At 31.0% G+C, this 17,857-nt stretch carries 18 protein-coding genes, 1 rRNA gene and 1 riboswitch; of the genes, 8 read left to right on the top strand and 11 right to left on the bottom strand.

Annotated elements, in window-relative coordinates:
• Positions 1 to 66 precede the first annotated feature (66 nt).
• Positions 67 to 174, top strand: a 5S ribosomal RNA gene (gene rrf, locus B3M86_RS12610).
• Positions 175 to 388: 214 nt separating this feature from the next.
• Here rrf and B3M86_RS12605 read toward each other — a convergent pair.
• Both B3M86_RS12605 and B3M86_RS12600 read right to left on the bottom strand, forming a co-directional pair.
• Positions 389 to 1,096, bottom strand: coding sequence for a virulence factor (locus tag B3M86_RS12605; protein WP_219035223.1), 708 nt, complete (start codon positions 1,094 to 1,096; stop codon positions 389 to 391).
• Positions 1,086 to 3,668 (bottom strand): flippase-like domain-containing protein, encoded by a 2,583-nt coding sequence (locus B3M86_RS12600; protein ID WP_219035222.1) that lies wholly within the window; start codon positions 3,666 to 3,668, stop codon positions 1,086 to 1,088. The genes B3M86_RS12605 and B3M86_RS12600 overlap by 11 nt, the downstream gene beginning before the upstream one ends.
• 101 nt (positions 3,669 to 3,769) lie before the next feature.
• Between B3M86_RS12600 and B3M86_RS12595 the strand changes: the two genes are divergently transcribed.
• Positions 3,770 to 4,294, top strand: a complete 525-nt coding sequence (locus tag B3M86_RS12595) for a GNAT family N-acetyltransferase (protein WP_115001191.1) — start codon at positions 3,770 to 3,772, stop codon at positions 4,292 to 4,294.
• Between the two features lie 212 nt (positions 4,295 to 4,506).
• The gene (locus tag B3M86_RS12590; protein ID WP_115001189.1) at positions 4,507 to 5,850 is read left to right on the top strand and encodes an ammonium transporter; all 1,344 of its coding nucleotides are present in this window, start codon (positions 4,507 to 4,509) and stop codon (positions 5,848 to 5,850) included.
• Between the two features lie 55 nt (positions 5,851 to 5,905).
• Here B3M86_RS12590 and B3M86_RS12585 read toward each other — a convergent pair whose 3' ends face one another.
• Positions 5,906 to 7,933, bottom strand: a complete 2,028-nt coding sequence (locus B3M86_RS12585; protein WP_291075512.1) for a M3 family metallopeptidase — start codon at positions 7,931 to 7,933, stop codon at positions 5,906 to 5,908.
• A gap of 141 nt (positions 7,934 to 8,074) precedes the next feature.
• Between B3M86_RS12585 and B3M86_RS12580 the strand changes: the two genes are divergently transcribed.
• The 3 genes from B3M86_RS12580 (at position 8,075) to B3M86_RS12570 (ending at position 11,171) form a co-directional block, all read left to right on the top strand.
• Complete coding sequence (locus B3M86_RS12580; protein ID WP_291075510.1) at positions 8,075 to 9,001, top strand: 2-hydroxyacid dehydrogenase; 927 nt, start codon at positions 8,075 to 8,077, stop codon at positions 8,999 to 9,001.
• A gap of 101 nt (positions 9,002 to 9,102) precedes the next feature.
• A complete protein-coding gene (locus tag B3M86_RS12575) occupies positions 9,103 to 9,996 on the top strand; it encodes a helix-turn-helix domain-containing protein (RefSeq protein ID WP_038337196.1) in 894 nt (297 codons plus the stop codon).
• Between the two features lie 176 nt (positions 9,997 to 10,172).
• Positions 10,173 to 11,171, top strand: a complete 999-nt coding sequence (locus tag B3M86_RS12570; RefSeq protein ID WP_219035218.1) for a beta-ketoacyl-ACP synthase III — start codon at positions 10,173 to 10,175, stop codon at positions 11,169 to 11,171.
• Between the two features lie 58 nt (positions 11,172 to 11,229).
• On the opposite strand, the gene B3M86_RS12565 is transcribed toward B3M86_RS12570, so the two are convergent.
• The gene (locus B3M86_RS12565) at positions 11,230 to 11,646 is read right to left on the bottom strand and encodes a DUF2007 domain-containing protein (protein WP_291075508.1); all 417 of its coding nucleotides are present in this window, start codon (positions 11,644 to 11,646) and stop codon (positions 11,230 to 11,232) included.
• Between the two features lie 80 nt (positions 11,647 to 11,726).
• On the opposite strand from B3M86_RS12565, the gene B3M86_RS12560 reads away from it, so the two are divergent.
• On the top strand, positions 11,727 to 12,473 hold the full coding sequence (locus B3M86_RS12560; RefSeq protein WP_291075506.1) for a dienelactone hydrolase family protein: 747 nt from the start codon (positions 11,727 to 11,729) through the stop codon (positions 12,471 to 12,473).
• A gap of 115 nt (positions 12,474 to 12,588) precedes the next feature.
• Here the strand turns inward: B3M86_RS12560 and B3M86_RS12555 are convergent, their stop codons facing one another.
• The 6 genes from B3M86_RS12555 to B3M86_RS12530 all read right to left on the bottom strand — a co-directional run bounded on the left by B3M86_RS12555 (position 12,589) and on the right by B3M86_RS12530 (position 15,963).
• A complete protein-coding gene (locus B3M86_RS12555) occupies positions 12,589 to 13,503 on the bottom strand; it encodes an AEC family transporter (RefSeq protein WP_291075504.1) in 915 nt (304 codons plus the stop codon).
• 81 nt (positions 13,504 to 13,584) lie between these two features.
• Positions 13,585 to 13,938, bottom strand: coding sequence for a hypothetical protein (locus B3M86_RS12550; protein ID WP_291079041.1), 354 nt, complete (start codon positions 13,936 to 13,938; stop codon positions 13,585 to 13,587).
• Between the two features lie 207 nt (positions 13,939 to 14,145).
• The gene (locus B3M86_RS12545; RefSeq protein WP_291075500.1) at positions 14,146 to 14,271 is read right to left on the bottom strand and encodes a VOC family protein; all 126 of its coding nucleotides are present in this window, start codon (positions 14,269 to 14,271) and stop codon (positions 14,146 to 14,148) included.
• An 88-nt stretch (positions 14,272 to 14,359) separates the two neighbouring features.
• Entirely contained in the window at positions 14,360 to 14,887 is a 528-nt protein-coding gene (locus B3M86_RS12540) for a DUF4269 domain-containing protein (RefSeq protein ID WP_291075498.1), read from the bottom strand.
• Positions 14,887 to 15,309 (bottom strand): PaaI family thioesterase, encoded by a 423-nt coding sequence (locus B3M86_RS12535; RefSeq protein WP_291075496.1) that lies wholly within the window; start codon positions 15,307 to 15,309, stop codon positions 14,887 to 14,889. Before B3M86_RS12535 ends, B3M86_RS12540 begins: the two co-directional genes overlap by 1 nt.
• A gap of 48 nt (positions 15,310 to 15,357) precedes the next feature.
• Positions 15,358 to 15,963, bottom strand: coding sequence for a hypothetical protein (locus B3M86_RS12530; protein WP_291075494.1), 606 nt, complete (start codon positions 15,961 to 15,963; stop codon positions 15,358 to 15,360).
• Positions 15,964 to 16,011: 48 nt separating this feature from the next.
• A riboswitch (SAM-I-IV-variant riboswitch) is annotated at positions 16,012 to 16,106 on the bottom strand.
• Between the two features lie 576 nt (positions 16,107 to 16,682).
• Here B3M86_RS12530 and B3M86_RS12525 point away from each other — a divergent pair.
• A complete protein-coding gene (locus B3M86_RS12525; RefSeq protein ID WP_291075492.1) occupies positions 16,683 to 17,477 on the top strand; it encodes an alpha/beta fold hydrolase in 795 nt (264 codons plus the stop codon).
• Positions 17,478 to 17,529: 52 nt separating this feature from the next.
• Here the strand turns inward: B3M86_RS12525 and B3M86_RS12520 are convergent.
• A partial coding sequence (locus tag B3M86_RS12520) for a hypothetical protein (RefSeq protein ID WP_291047261.1) occupies positions 17,530 to 17,857 on the bottom strand: 328 nt, incomplete at its 5' end.

Below are 17,857 nucleotides of genomic sequence, written 5' to 3'. Positions count from 1 at the left end.
TGAACAACTTGAGGCTTTTTTATCGAATCATCAGGATGTAAACCTGATTAAAAATACAAAAAATATTAGGGTGATTATTACGAAAGGGCTCACCTCTTCCCATTCCGAACAGAGAAGTTAAGCCTTTCAGTGCCGATGGTACTGCTATTGCGGGAGAGTAGGTCATCGCCAGTTTTTATTTAAACTTCAAGATTTAGTTCTTGAGGTTTTTTTATGTTTTAAACTTTTAGTTAGCTAGAAAGTATTATGATAATTTTTACACCATTCAACTAAATAAGAATAAGTTTCATTCTTATTCTACGATTAACAAATTAAAAGAGAGCTTGATGATTTTAAAACAAAAAAGTTCGGAATATCACAAGATGTAATTATGTTAAATGAATATTTTCTAATTTGACTTTAATTGCTTAGTAATAGTCTCAGTTACTTTTTGATAATTTCGGTTAAAGTGATGATTACCACCCAAATAAATTATGTTTTTATTGGTTAAAGTAATTTTATTGTAGGGATAATTTTTTCCATAATCACTTAAAATAATAGATAAATGTAAGTTAGGTAATTGATTAATTTCTGGAATTGTATTCCATTTTCCGCTTACGTTTTCAAAAATTAAATTTTTGTAATGAATCTCAAGATCAGCAGTTTCATACGGATCTAAAAGAATAAGTTGATGAATTCGATCTTTGGTTTTTGTCGGAAGCTCATTGATAATAAATGGAATCGCATCAGCACCAAAAGAATAACCGATAAATACAACTTTTTGATTTTTGTGATTTTTGAACTTTTCTTCTAAAAATTGACTTAATATTTCAGCCGTTTTTTTAGGATCTCTTTCATTCCAAAAATAAACTTTAGAATTTAAAGCATAAATATCATAGCCTTTCTGATAAAGATTTTTACAAATTGATTTTGAAAAAGGTCCTAATCCAGCATCTCCACTTAAATAAAACAAGATAGGTTTAGTGTCATTTTTATTCTCCCATATTTTAAGCGGTAAAGGATCTTTGATATCCACATCATCTCCTTTTGTACGTACGATATACAAACCAATTGTAGTGATAATCAATCCAAATAATATGAGATTTTTAGTTTTCATCTTGAGGTTTCATAACTCTATTTAACGCTTGTGGAAGTTGAATAAGTTCCACTTCATTATCATAAATGATGTATTTGTTGATCCAATAATTGGCGTATTTTTCTTTGAAATCGCGCATTGTTTGATATTGTTTAAACGTCCCAATTCGTTGATAAGCAAATTTCATGAGTTGCTCGGCAATATTATTTGGTTTATCTAAACCAGCCAGAGGAGTTAAACCAATGTTGATATATTTCTTTTGATTTGCTTTGGCGCGATTAATTAATGCAATTATCACCGCATCCATACTACCATTTGGCGAATTGACAGTTCTTCGAAATAAATCGTAAGTCATCTCATCTTTTGCATAATCTGGAATAACATTCAGAAATGTAACCACTTTATTTTCTTCATTTCTCAGCGTAATAATCGTTTGATTTTTTAATATTCCTCTGTCAAATTTACCTTCTGCAAATACAATTTCTTTTTTATCAAATTCTTTTAACCATTCATTTGAGACAGATTCAATTTCATTTAAAAATTCTTCTGTCAAAGGAGGCAAAATAACTTCTGTTTTAAAACCTTTTTTCTCTAAAGTATTCAATGCATTTCGCATCGATTTACGTTCTTTACCTTGAAGATTAAAGGAATCAACTTCAATAATTCCTTCTTGACCAATTAATAAATATTGTTTTTTTAAATTTCTGAAATCAATTAAATCGTTTTCCGAAACTCGATAATAAGCAGTTTTCAAACCTTTTGTTTTGCAATAGTTCTCGAATTCTGAAATTAAATCTGATTTATGCTTTGCATCACATACAACATTATCCAAAACAATAGCAAAATTTAAACCGATTTTATACGCGACAAAACCATCAATATTTGAAGAAAAATAAAGAGTTTTATCATCCATTAATTTAAAATAATCTAATGCTGAATTACCATATTTTTCGACGATTTCTTCTGCTTCTTCATAATCCTGAATACCTTTTGTGTTATAATTTTTAGCTCTAAAAAATGCTAAAATCAATAATATCCAAGAACTAAATCCAAAAAAGATATTGATGTCTTTAAAATCTTCGGCAAAGGTTGTTCTCGGAACTAAATTGTTTTCGCTGAATAATAAGAAGTTTTGAAATGTATAATAAAAAGCTTGATTCCAAGAGAAATCTACACCAAAATGACGTTTATCAATGAAATAAAAACTTAAAACATTGAAAATAAAAATTGCAAAAAATGCCATTAAAAAAATAGAGAATCCTTGTCTTAATCGTTTCAAATTTGTTTTCAATGGATATTGATTCCTGCTGTAAATTAATAGCACGATTGTGAAAAATGCGAATCCAGCTTCTTCGTAATCCAATGCTTTGAATATATTTCCAAAAAATGAAAGTATGGCAAATATTAAAGCAAAAATCCATGCAGATTTTAATCCTTTGATGAGATAAGATGAAGTAATCAATAAAGCAATTCCGACAAATAGAATCATCAATTTTGAAAGATGCATGAATTCGATTGGTAAATACAATTTTTCGAAATGCAAACGTTCTGCAAGAGGAGGAGTGATGACTGAAATTATATTAATCATTCCTAATGTAAAAATCATAACAGCAGGAAAAATTCGTGCAAATAGTTTTCTTCCACGCCACATAAAACTCAAACATCCAAAACCTAAAGGCAGCCAAAATTCGAAAACGCGGTACAATAAAGTTGTAGCTAAACCTTGGTTATGAGAATAGCCGAATTGTGTTAAAATATACACCATCGTAAATTCTACAGCACCCAAACCTCTCAAAAAAGGCGAAATAATCATCAATAAAACAGAAATCGTATAAGCCAAAGCTGCTGCATCAAAAGTGGGTTGAATACCTAACGCTAACATTGCGATGTAGACGTGTAAAATCCCAGTAATTTCGATGATTGTTGAAATTAGAATTGTGAGATTAATATTTTTCCTGTCTAAAGAAGCTTCAAAAATTGGATTGATTTCTTCCGTAATCTTTGGAAATTTATTTTCTATAATTTGATAGAATTTATTTTTGGTTTTGAATGAGTTATAAATGAAATAAACTAGAATTAAAATTATGCCCAAAATGACTAATGATATCCACGAATCATTAAAATATTTGTTGACGTAAATACTATAAATAATGATAGGAACGCCAATGATGAAAACCGTTAATAATCCAATAAAACCATAAATAGAACTTGCCTGAATGATTTTATTTGTTTCAAATTGTTGCTTTTTGATTTGTTTGGGTAAATAAGCCAAAGAACTAATTCCGCCCGCTGGTAGAAAAACACTGATAAAATTTCGTTTGAGAAATAAATTGACAGCGTCCCAAAATTTAAGAGGTAAACCAACTGCTTTGAAACTTGTGATATACATTGCAGCTTGCAGCGAAATATAGAGAATCGTTATTCCGAAACCGATCAATAGCCAAATAGGTTTTGCGCTTTGAATACTCGGAATAATTTGCATCATTTCTTTGCGTTCGCTTCTGAAAAATACAAATGCGAGTAATAAAATAAGTATTGCTAAAACTTGTTGCCAAGGTATTTTTACATATTTTATAGATTTTGGAAACCTCATGTTTGTATGACATTGTTTAGTTCTATTAATTTATCAAAAAATTAAATATCAAAACTTATGATTTGCTTAAAAATAACTTATATTGAAAATAAAAATAAGATATGGAGACTGGATTAAATTTACGTCAAGCTATTTTGAATGATGCAGATAGAATTTGGGAAATTTTGCAACAAGCAATTGAGAAAAGAAAAGAGGAGGGAAGTAATCAATGGCAAAATGGTTATCCAAATCTAGATGTTGTAAAAAATGATATCTCAAATGGTTTTGGTTATATAATTGAGAATGTTGATAATCTAATCATAGGATATGTTGCAATTATTGATGAGATAGAACCTGCTTATACAGCAATTGAAGGAAAATGGATGAATGATGATCCATATATTGTCATACATCGATTGGCTGTTGCACAAGATGTTAAGATAAAAGGTTTAGGAACTTGGACGATGGATGAAATTGAAAAAATAGCAATTATAAAGAAAATACAGAATATAAAAGTTGATACCAACTTTGATAATATTGGAATGTTGCGTGTTTTTGAAAAGTTAGGTTATCATTATTGTGGCGAAGTTTATTTTGATGGAAGCCCAAGAAAAGCTTTTCAGAAAATTATTCAGAATTTAACATAATTGAATATTTTAGATAGAATTTAGAAAAACTAAATAATCAAATTGATAAAAAGATTCCTTTTTTGGAATCTTTTTTTATGAATTTGTATAGGGCAACTATGTTTAAAGTGTAAAATTAATATTTTAACCCCTAATTTTTATAGGGTGTAATTAAAAATAAATGATTTTATTTAAAAATAATCTAATTTTGATAGGGTTAAAATTAAAAACTTATGAAAGTTGGATTAAAATGGAAAGTAGCTTTTGCAATTATAACACTAGTTGCATTAGCTGGATTATTTTGGAAACCAGTTGTAGATATTCCAAATACAGGAGAATTCCTTAGCGAAGAAAATATTGTAAATTCAGATGTCGCCTGGATTTTAGCAGCTGCAGGATTGGTGTTATTGATGACGCCAGGTTTATCATTTTTTTATGGAGGAATGGTGGGGAAACGAAATGTTATTTCTACCATGTTGCAAAGTTTTATTGCCTTAGGTGTGATTTCGATTTTGTGGGTTGTAGTTGGGTTTTCACTGTCTTTTGGTGAATCAATCGGTTTTACAATAAATGGAGAACATTACGGAATTATTGGTAATCCATTAAGTTATCCATTTTTTAATCATGTCGGGGCATTTCCACACAAAGACATGGCATCTACAATTCCATTTGTCTTATTTGCATTGTTTCAAATGAAATTTGCAGTCATTACACCAGCGCTTGTAACAGGTTCTTTTGCTGAAAGAGTGCGTTTTATTTCATATTTGTTATTTATGATTTTGTTTAGTTTAATCATTTACACACCGCTTTGTCATATGGTTTGGCATCCAGAAGGTTTATTGAATAAATATTTTGGCGTAAAAGATTTTGCTGGAGGAACTGTTGTTCATATGAGTGCAGGATTTGCAGCATTAGCAGGAGCTTTGGTGATAGGTAAACGTAAGAACAGAGAACACAAACCTGCAAATATTCCATTTGTTATGCTTGGAACAGGAATGTTATGGTTCGGATGGTTTGGTTTCAATGCTGGTTCAGCTTTGGGAGCAAATGCCACAGCAGCTTTAGCTTTCGGAACAACAACAATTGCTTCTGCTTCTGGAATGATGACATGGATACTTTTTGATAGAATTAATGGTCGTAGCGTTTCTGCTATGGGAGCATGTATAGGGGCTGTAGTTGGATTAGTAGCAATCACTCCAGCTTGTGGATTTGTTACAATTCCTGAAAGTATATTTTTTGGCTTTATTACTGCTATTGTCTCAAATGTAATGGTTCATTGGAAAGTATTAAAACGAGTTGACGATACTTTAGATGTTTTTGCATGTCATGGTGTCGGAGGAATAATGGGAATGATTTTGACAGCTATTTTTGCACATGGTGAAAATGCGAGTTTGTTACATGGCGGGGTGGATGTGTTTGCACATCATATGATTGCTTTGTTGTTTGTCTCGTTATTTACTTTTTTCGGTGCGATTGCTTTATTTTATATTACGGATAAAATGATTCACTTACGTGTGAGTGATAGAGCAGAGTTCGAAGGATTAGATTTGTCGCAACACGAGGAAAGTTTACATTAATTAAACAATGATATTATAAAAAAATCCGACTACTTTTTGTAGTCGGATTTTCAATTTATACTAATCCAGCACGCTTTAATAAAGCATCTGCTGTTGGTTTATGACCTCTAAATTCTTCGTACAATTTCATCGGTTCTACTGTTCCTCCAGATGATAAAAGTTTATAGAATTTTTGAGCTGTTTCTGGATTGAAAATTCCAGTTTCTTGGAAGAATGCAAAGGCATCTGCATCCAAAACTTCTGCCCATTTATATGAATAATAACCAGATGAATATCCACCTTGAAAAATATGAGAGAAGGATGTACTCATCATATTTTTATCAATTTCTGGATACAACTCTGTTTGTTTGAAAGTTTCTTTTTCAAATTGTTGTAAATCATTGATTTCAGCCAAATCATTCGCATGATAAGCCATATCCAATAATCCAAAACTCAATTGACGAACAGTTTGATAACCTTCCATAAAACTTGAAGAAGCTTTTACTTTTTCAATTAATTCTTGCGGAATAATTTCTCCTGTTTGATAATGTTTTGCAAATAATTTTAAAGCTTCTGGTTCGTAACAAAAGTTTTCGTAAAATTGAGAGGGTAATTCAACAAAATCCCAATAAACATTTGTTCCAGAAAGACTTTCGTACGTTGTATTTGGTAACATTCCGTGTAGCGCATGTCCAAATTCGTGGAACAATGTTGTCACTTCCTGAAATGTCAATAATGACGGGGTGTCTTTCGTTGGTTTTGTAAAATTACAAACAATCGAAACGTGCGGACGTTTGGTATTTCCATTCACATTAGAGGCTTCTCTGTAACTTGTCATCCAAGCACCAGGGCGTTTTCCTGCACGCGGGAAAAAGTCTGCATACAATAAACTTAAGAACGCTCCATTTTTATCTAGAACTTCATAAGTTGTTACTTCATCGTTGTATTTATCAATATTATGAATTTCTTTAAATGTAATTCCATATAATTTTGTCGCCACATCAAAAGCTCCTTGAATCACATTCTCTAACTGAAAATAAGGTTTTAATTCTTCGTCAGAAAGACTGAATTTTTTCTGTTTTAATTTTTCAGCATAATACGCATGATCCCAACGTTGCAATGTTTCAATCCCATCAGTTTCTTTTGCAAATGCAGTTAATTCCTCAATTTCTTTTTCCGCAAATGGTTTTGCTTTCGTTAATAAATCATTCAAGAAATCTAAAACAGTTGTTGGTGTTTTTGCCATACGTTCTTCCAAAACATAATCAGCATGCGTTTTATAACCTAATATTTTAGCACGTTCGTGACGAAGTTTTACGATATTTTTGACATTTTCTTCGTTGTTAAATTCATTATTTTGATAGGCTTTTACTCCATTTGCTCTAAACAATTTTTCTCTTAATTCACGATTTTCTGCGTATTGCATAAACGGAATATAGCTTGGTGCTTGTAAGGTAATCAACCAACCTTCGTGATTTTTTTGTTCTGCATCGGCTTTTGCTTGATCAATAGCATATTGAGGTAAACCTTTCAAATCATTTTCATCAGTAATAATCAATTCGTATGCATTAGTTTCAGCCAAAACATTTTGACCAAATTGTAATGAAAGCATTGCCAATTGTTTATCAATTTCGCGCAGTTTATTTTTATCTTCTTCGTTCAAATTTGCCCCATTTCTCGAAAAACCTTTGTATTTTTTTTCTAATAAATAAGCTTGTTCATCTGTTAAATTCAACGAATCCTTTTGATTATAAACGACTTTAATTCGTTCAAATAAATTTTGATTTAAGCGAACATCATTTCCAAATTCAGATAATAAAGGCGAAACTTCTTGTGCAATTTCTTGAATTTCATCATTTGTTTCAGCAGAATTAAGGTTGAAGAAAATTGAAGAAATTCGTCCTAATTTTTCACCAGAAAGCTCCATTGCTTCAATTGTATTTGCAAAAGTTGGCGCTTCAGGATTCGCAGTAATTGCATCTATTTCAGCTTTCGCTTCTTCAATTGCTTGGATAAAAGCAGGTTTGTAATCTTCAATTTTGATTTTAGAAAAAGGAGCACTTTCAAAAGGTGTTTCAAATTTTTCTAATAACGGATTTGCCATTTATGGTGTATTTTTTTAGTTAAAATATATTTGTTTGAACTCTTTCAAATTCTAATCCAAATGTAAGAAATCTGACAAATCGTCAAATTTAATGTGTGATTAATTTAGAGTTATTTACATTTGTTTTAAAAGTAAACAATTATGAGTGTAGCCTTAATATTCAATCAAAAACCAACAGAAGAATGGCAAAGAAATTTACAAGAATTGTTGCCAGATACGAAAGTTGAAGTTTATCCAAATATCTCAAATCTAGAAGATGTAGAATTTATTGCAACTTGGAAACCGCACAAAAATTATGTGGCTGAATTTCCAAATCTAAAAGTTGTACAATCTGTTGGAGCAGGAATTGACCATTTGTTGCATACCAAAATTCCAGATTCAATAAAGGTAACACGTATTGTTGATCCTGCTTTGAAGCAAGAAATGTTTGAGCATGTTTTGGCTTGTGTTATGACTTCAATGAAAAATCTATTGACGTATTATAAAGATCAAGTTCGTAAAGAGTGGAAGCCTACTATTTATCAAAATATCAAGGAAACAACTATTACTATTTTAGGATTAGGTGAAATCGGAAAGTTAGTAGCAGAGCAATTTGTTGCGTTAGGTTTTCAAGTTAAAGGTTGGTCGAATTCGCCTAAAAATATAAATGGAGTAGAATCTTTTGTTGGAAAAGAAGGCTTGAATGCTGCAATTTCTAATACTAATTTTATTGTCAATATTTTGCCTTTGACAGATGATACAGAAGGTATTTTGAATAAAGACTTTTTTAAAGAATGTTCAGCTCATACAGTTTTGGTTAATGTTGGTCGTGGAGCACATTTAGTCGAAAAGGATTTATTAATTGCAATCGAAGAAAAACAAATAAAAGAGGCTTATTTAGATGTTTTTGTAGAAGAACCTTTACCTGAAAATCACCCTTTTTGGACGAATGAAAATGTTTATGTAACACCTCATATTGCGAGTGTTACAAATGCAACAACAGCTTTAAAACAAGTTGCAGATAACTACAATAGAATGAAAAATAACGAGACTTTATTGAATGAAGTTTCATTAGAAAGAGGATATTAGATATACCAAAATGACGTAAGATTTTGTTAAAAAGACGCATTTATGTTTTTACTTGTCAAAAAAATCTTTTAACATTGTATTCGAAAAAATAAAAGCTAAAAATGAGTGATTATATTCAACTTTATTCAATTGATAATATTTTAAGAACTTACAAAGAAGAAGCAACTGATCGTCGGTTAGCAATCTTTGACGTAGGTCCTGAAAACAATTATTATTTTGTAAAACGAAAACCTTATAAGTTTACGTCGCTTGGGTTGATTTTAATTACTGCAGGAACATGTGAAATCACGGTAAATTTAGAACCAACATTAATCAAACGTGATGATATTATTGTGGTTCTTCCAGGTCAGTTATTCGAGATTATAGAGCACTCGGCTGATTTTGCTGTTCAAGCAATCTTTATTGATTCAGATTTGATTATTGAAGCTGGTTTTCACGTGAAATCCAATAATTTAGTAGAGTTTTTGTCATCTAAATATCCTAAAATCATTTCTTTAGATAAAAAGATTGTACGTGATATGCGCTACAATTTGAACAAGATTAGTAAATATACCATCAAGAACGAAAATATCTTTGCAAAAGATTTGGTTTTACATCACTTTTCAGTCTTGATGTACGAGATGGGAAATTACTACAACCAAGCTGTAATGGCGAAAAGTACTACGAAAGAAGTCAGAAAGGAGGAATTAGCTAAACAGTTTTTGTATTTAGTTTCAACTCATTTTCGTCGTCAGCGTAATGTACAGTTTTATGCAGATGAAATGTTTATTAGTCGTAAGCATTTAACCAAAATTATCGTTGAAGTCTTTAATAAATCGCCTAAACAAATCATTGCCGAAGCCATTGTCTTAGAAGCAAAGGTCTTGCTAAAGAACCCAAAATATAGTGTTTCTGATGTTGTGACAGAATTAAATTTTATAGACACCTCAGTTTTTAGTAAATTTTTCAAAAATTATGCAGGTGTTTCGCCAACAACTTTCATCGCTTCTAACTAATAATTGATGTAAATCAATGCAAATGTGAAAATTTTCTAAAAACGTCTTTTTGACATATTATTACGTTTATTTCGCTAACTAATTTGTTAAATTGGATAGACCTTTGTTGTTCAAATTTTAATTGATGCGTCTTTTAGTAGATAATCGATACATGAAATTTGAATGAAAAGAATTTTATGGTGGTAGATTTTACAAAAAAAATATTTGCACATATTTCAGCAATCGGTGGTTATGTGCCAGAAAATAAACGAACTAATTCCGATTTAGAAAAGATTACAGACACTTCTGATGAATGGATTGTAAAAAGAACGGGAATTAAAGAACGTCGTATTTTAGAGGAAGGTTTAGCGACTTCTGATATGGCGGTTAGTGCAATTCAGAATTTAATTGATACATACAAAAAAGACATCAAAGATGTTGATGCGTTGATTGTTGCGACTTCTACACCAGATATGTTGATGCCTGCTACAGCGAATATTGTATGCGAAAAGTTAGGAATAGAGAATGTTTGGGCATTTGATATGAATGCAGCTTGTTCTGGATTTTTGTACGCGTTGGACATGGGCGCTTCGTTGATTGAAAGTAGACGTTACAAAAATGTTTTGGTCATTGGTGCTGATAAAATCAGCGCGTATGTAGACATCAAAGATCGTTCGACAAATATTTTATTTGGAGACGGAGCTGGAGTGGTTTGGTTAGAGCCTACAAATGAAGAAGGAATTTTGGATGCTTTGTTACAGAGTAACGGAACTGGAAAAGAGTTCTTGAATATAGAAGGAGGTGGTTCTTTGTATCCAGCGAGTTCACAGTTGTTGGTTGATGAAAAACGTTACATTAGACAAGATGGGAAAATTGTATTCAAAAATGCAATTCAATCAATGAGTGATACGTGTGTCAATGTTTTGAAACGCAACGATTTTTTTGTAGAAGATGTAAATTGGTTGGTTCCGCATCAAGCAAATAAACGAATTATTGATGCTGTTGGTAATGAAATTAATATTGAAGAAGGTAAAACTTTAATTAATATTGAGAATTATGGAAACACAATTGCAGCGACAATTCCGTTGTGTATTTGGGAGAATACATCAAAATTAAAGAAAGGAGATTTATTGATGTTGACAGCCTTTGGAGCAGGTTTCTCTTGGGGAGCAAGCTTATTGCGTTGGACAATTTAATCAATAAAAATCATATATTTTTGTTCATAAAGAACGGCAAGAAATTGTCGTTCTTTTTTTATTGTAAACCATTAAATTCTTCACCACACTTCTTGCATTTGAACACGTTTTTGTAGTAAATAGGGTAGACCCAAAATATGATAGAAGATAATAAAGAAAGTAAGCCTTTTCCACCTTTCATCGACTTATAATTGCTGTAATACTCATTGCTTCCACATTTTGGGCAAACAAGAATTTCGTCCAAATCATTGGTATAGTTTGACGCATCAATTTCTTCCAATACTTTCATGGCGCGATCAGTATCTTCTTTCTTAATTTTTACTTTCACACCACCAATAGCATTCGACAAAAACTGATTAATCCCAACCGAATGTTCATCAATAACAAAAGCATCAATTTGTTCACTCTCTAATTTTGAACGTAAAATATGTGCTTCAATAGGGCTTTCAAATGTTTTTAATGTAATAACTTCCATACTAATTGTGTTAAAAATTCAATTCAATATCCGATATAAAATTAGTTCTTTTTATCTTAATGTTTTAAATTTTTTAGTAGATGAAAAATATAATTCAATGTTTATTTTTAATTGTATTGATGATGAATACGATACATGCGCAAAACCTAAAACAAGTTGCTTATAAAGATGGTACGCAAAAATTGAACGGTTTAGTAACTGATAACACAACAAAGAAAAGTCCAGGAGTTTTGATTTTACCCGCTTGGAAAGGAGCTGATAACGAAGTAAAACAAGCTGCAATAGATTTAGCAAAAGAAGGCTATATTGCGTTTGTTGCGGATATTTATGGAGAAGGAAACAATCCGAAAGATAATGCGGAAGCGGCTAAAATAGCAGGAAAATACAAGTCTGATTATGCAGCTTATCAAAAACGAATTGATTTGGCGTTGAAAGAGTTAATCAAAGCTGGTGCAGATCCAAGTAAAATTGCTGTAATTGGTTATTGTTTTGGAGGAACAGGCGCATTAGAAGCTGCTCGTGCGCAATTAGCTGTTGTTGGCGTTGTTTCTATTCATGGTGGATTAGCAAAAGATTCGGCTCGAAAAAATATTCCTCTTAAAACAAAAGTTTTAATTGAACATCCTGCTGAAGATGAATCTGTAAAACCCGAAGATATTTCGAATTTAGTAATTGAAATGAACGAAGGAAAAACTGATTGGCAAATGATAACTTACGCAAATTCAAAACACACGTTTACCAATCCAGAATCACCTGATTACAATAAAGTAATGGCAGATAGAGCTTGGCAACATACATTATTGTTTTTGAAAGAAGTATTGAAATAAAACCGTCAATTCTAGTGAGATTCTTTTTAGAATTTTGTATCGAGAATAAGGTTTTAGAAGATAAAATTTATCTTAATTCTCGATACAATTTTAATAAAAACTGTAACAGTTAAATCTACTGAATAAACAATTGTATCATTTCATACCAAAAAGCAGCTGTAAAAAAGCCTACAATAATACTGATTCCAATAATCAAATTGGTTAGTTTGGTGTTGAGTTTAAATTGTTCCGCAATAATACTCGATGTCACTAATGTAGGCATTGCAGCTTCAAAAATAGAGATTTTAGCCACATCACCTTTTATTCCAATTACGATGGCTAAAAGCATTACAACTGCAGGCGCAATCATTAATTTGTAAATCATAGACATCGAAATTTGTGACCATAATTTTCTCCAACCATTAAACTTTAATTGCAATCCAACCGAAAATAAAGCCAATGGACCTACGGTTGCAGCTAATTTGTCGAAGAATGGTTCGGCAGGAGATAAGTCGATAAATTGAGATAAAATCAATGCACTAATACAACCCAAAAATGGAGGGAAAGTAAATAATCGTTTCAAGATAAATTTAGAATCTATTGCTCCAGATCCATTGCTTCCTCCTTTTAATGCAGAAACTATTCCGATGGTTGATAAGCACAAAAACATGGTTTGATCACAAATAATCGCGATACTCAAATACTTTTCTCCATAAAATGCTGAGATCAAAGGAAAGCCAATAAAAGATGTATTGCTATAGCCGCTTGCCAATTCCAATGTTCTTCTCGAACGCTCCGAATAGCCTTTTGCTTTGCTGTAGAATTTCATGTAAAACAAACTTCCAACGGCTATAATGACAGTCGAAAAGATAGGAAATAGCATTTCTTGCGACCATTCTACTTTTGGTAAATACTTAAACGAGACTGCTGGTAAAGCCAAATATAAGATCCACGTATTGATCCCTTTATGTGCATCAGGATGTATAGATTTTGTTGCTTTAAACACCATTCCGGCGATTATACAGACTGCGATTAATATAAAATTTACCATTTTTAGATATTTGGAATGCAAAGTTACAATCCCATTTTTTTTTTACCCTTAAGATATCATTTTTTATTCAATTCTTATTTTTTATAAAATGGCAAGATTAGATATATTTAATTTATTATTATCTAAAATTACTTCTGAATAATGATTTTCATTTTCCAAAATAGCTGTAAATGGAGTAGGAGTTATTGTATCAGTTGTAGGAAACCAAGTTGTTTTAATAAAGTAATTTGGTAATAATATTTTCCCTTCATCTGAGCCATTAGTAGCAAAAATTTCAAAATCTCCTTTCCAGAATTTAGATGTTGTTTTCTCTTCTAATAATTGATTGGTAGCCTCAATATCAGTTGTAGGTAAACCAATTTCAGAAATTCCTAAAATAGAATGTTGATCAAATTCTGCGTCGTTCTTATAAGCTAAATTATAATGTGTAATCATCTCAGCAAGATTTCTAGCTCCATCATAGAAATAAAAAGATTGTGCATTCCAATTTTCGAAGTTTGCGATATGTTGATCAGCATTGGTGTTTAGGATTTTAGTTTTATTTTGTATCCAATCAAATGCCTTTTCGAATTGATTTTTACAAACTAAGAAACTGAAATGATAAATATGTTCTTCATCCGATTTTATAAAAGTTAATCTTGTCTAACCAACTTGTAAGCTAAACTGATTTTCTGTATCTTCAATTAATCCAAAAGCTAAAATAGTCGTATAAAACGACTTTGTTTTTTCTAAATCATTTGTAAACAATTGTAATTCTCTTATTTTCATTCTGCGATTTTTTATAAAAGTAAATCAACAAAAAAGAAGAAAATAACAAGTTGAATTGATTTAATTAATCGCGTTATAAGAAAACTGTTTAATCTACTTCATATTCCAATAAGGCGAAATACGGATTACCTTTTAACTCAAGAAGTTTTGCAAAAGCAGGTTCAGTTTTGTAACCATTCTTTTTAAGTTCGATGATTTTGTTTTTGAATGATTCGTCAAATTTTTCAAGTAGTTTCGCCTCAATGAGCATATGTCGATAGGCATTTTGTTCGGTTGGAATCTTATTCTCTAAATAAATCTCAATTTCAAACGTATCAATTCTAAAATTACACGTCAAACAAATTTCGTTATTGATTGTTAATTGATCGATTTTAAATTCAAAATAATGAGAAAAATTCTTTGTTAAATGATTTTTAGCCTTTTCAAAATTAGACGTTTCACCAATAATATCAATGTCACTATTTTCAATATTGATTTCAATCGGAATTGTACCTACGACAATAGGTTTGTATGTGTCAAGTTTTTCTAAAATTTGATGATTGCGCAACAGATGAAACACATTTTGTTGTATTTCATTTCCGTGTTCTAAATAATCAATGGTAAGAAAATCTTGCATCATTTTATCCTCATCATAGTTACCAAAGAAGTAGCAGCATGCGTTTCTTTGTTCGTTGTTTCGTCAACCACAAAAATCTCTGTGCGTATGGTACTAATTTTTTTTCCGCCTTTTATCACATAGGCTTTTGAGAGTAAATAATCACCCAAAGCAGGTCGTAAATAGTTAACCTTTAACTCAACTGTTACCACATAGCAATCGTCGTCATAGTGAGAAACAGCAGCATAACCAGATGAAACATCAACCAAAGAAGCAATCATAGCACCATTAAACATTCCGTGTTTACGTGTCATCATTTCTTGTTTCGGAATCTTAATCGAAACATAGTCCGTTTTGCATTCGATAAGTGATGCGTTATAAAATTTTAAGGTTTCCGAACGGTTAAAACTTGCTTCTACTAATTCTCTTTTTTCTGGCGTCATATAAAATTGCTTTCAACAAATATAGAGATTTGTCGAAAGCAATTTCAGTTATGCAGTTACGTTATTCAAGTTTTCTTCTCTGATAATTGTATTTTGATGCGACAAAATTACTTTATCCAAACCGCGGTAATAATTCCCTTTGTCGACGGTAATCAATAAATTATTTTTCGGAATTTTATTGATAATCTTATCGTTCGGGAAATGTTGTTTCGAGTTTTTGAAAGTAATAAATACATCATCTTCAGTTAGATTTTTGACATCTTCTTCCGAAATAATATCAATCAATTCATAAGGTAAATAAAGTTGATCGAAGATATAATGAAACGTTTTAAGGCGTTTTCCGTTCAATTCTTTGCTATGTTGCAAAAAGTTTCTCAATCTATGTACAACAGCGTAGAAATTACCTACCAAAGGCGGTTTGGGAATATTACGTTCGAACAAGCAACCGTCGATTAAACTAAGCGGAAGTTTAATGTTCAATTCATCTGTTTTTACATTGTATAGATGGCGATAATCCAAACTTCTTTTCTTGAATTCTTCGATAATATGATCTTTTAGCGCAGGAACTGTAATAGGCAATTGTTGATTGATAAAATCGACCAATTTTTCATCTGATATAGGAGCTAAATTAAGCTCAGAAATGTTTTGTGACATACAATAAATAGTTAAAATAAAACAATTATTGTATTTCGATAATAGGGGATTTTTCGTTGTTTTTGGATGAACTCCCGTATTGTTTTACCACCGTGGAGACTCCTCTCGGTTGGTATCGTTTTCTACGATTCGAAATACGGTGTAAAACTACATAAAAAATTGAATATGTAGTAATCTATTCTAATAATTTTATTTTAAAATGATCACTTAGAATTTTATTCTAAATTGGATATTGTTTCGATAATAAAGTTTTGAATAATTGCTTGATTTGTTTTTTTATATTCTACCATATAGATACATCGTAATACTAGTTCATTTATTCATTTTCCAATTTATCTCTATTCATCAACATTGTTAAACCTATGTCTCTATGTGGTTATAAATTTTATGTTCTGAATTAGATGCGACCATGAAACGAGTTGAGGGGGACGACTTCGCTATTAAAAATCAAGATTTAGAAAATTTTACAAATAATTAAGATAAATTTAATTGTTTGCCGAAAATTATTTTATATATTTGAGTAACAAAGTAATTAAAAAATGAAGTTTACGTGCTTATATATGTCGATTCGCAAACAGGTTTGGAATATCCAGACGTGGGAAAGTCATGTATACTAAAAAGAGATTTTATTTTTTAATATATTTTAGGTTTCCCCGTCGAGTTTCGATGGGGATTTTTTTTGAACAAAAACAACAATTACCAATATAAAATTAAAAACAATGCAAAGTTTACAACAATTAACGGTCCCAGTTTGGCCCTTAGAGGACAACACAATCTTAAACAATGTTTCGGTAACATTTCAACTTTTTGGACTTCCATTAGGAACAGCTCCAGTCATTTTGATTAACCATTCCTTACACGGAGATTCAGATTGTACCTATCATTGGGATGGGGTCATGGGAAAAAACAAAGCAATTGATCTTAATGAGTATACGGTAATCTGTATAGATATTCCTGGAAATGGCGTTTCCCAAACCATAAAGTACGACTATATACCACGCGATCACATTACAGCACGCGATGTAGCGGTGTTGTTTTGGTTGACGTTATTTGAATTGGAAGTAGACGAGATTTTTGCCATTATTGGTGCAGACTTAGGCGGAGGATTAGCGTGGGAAATGGCATGTTTGTTCCCGAATAAGGTGCTGAATATTATTCCGATAGCAGCAAGTCTTAAAACAACAGATTGGTTGGTAAAAGAGCCAACAGCTAAAAGCGAATACCTGAAATCTATTTTCTATTCGATAGATATATCACGCAATAGAGGCGATATATTGCAAGTTTCGCAATACATCAAATCAAAAATACATGTGATTTATGTAAAGAATGGAAACTTGTTCAACAAAGCAGAATTGAAACGTTATTACGCCAAACTGCAAGAGTTTAACAAACATGTGCAGTTCCACGAAATAGAACAAATAGAAGATAACGAATTACTAAAAGCAAACATCGATAAGGTTGAAAAAATAGTAGATGGTATCCTCGAAAAAGAATATATAAATAACGTTGCATAAAAACTAAAGCTCCTGATAAGGAGCTTTTTTTTAGTGAATTTTATATAATATATTAAGAAATAGTCTTCTTGTCTAAATTTATAATTTCTTTGTCTAATAATTCTTTAAATAAATCAATAGTATTATCAATATATTTTCTTGGATTACCAGAAGCAGTTATATAAAATTTGTTTAATTTATTAACTATTTCATTATATTTTAAATCATAATTGTCAGAATCATAACTATCAATAAGAGTCTTATACCAATTTATTGAGTTATGGGTTAATTTTCCATATTTTAAAGGAGTTTTATATTTAAAGAAAGATTTGTATAAGTATTTTAAATCTTTCAAATTTTCATGATTTTCTAATAAATAATACCCGTTGTGCATTTTGATT

This window comes from Empedobacter sp. UBA6305, assembly GCF_002440405.1.
Lineage (GTDB): Bacteria > Bacteroidota > Bacteroidia > Flavobacteriales > Weeksellaceae > Empedobacter > Empedobacter falsenii_B.
This window is presented reverse-complemented; position numbering and strand designations above follow the sequence as displayed.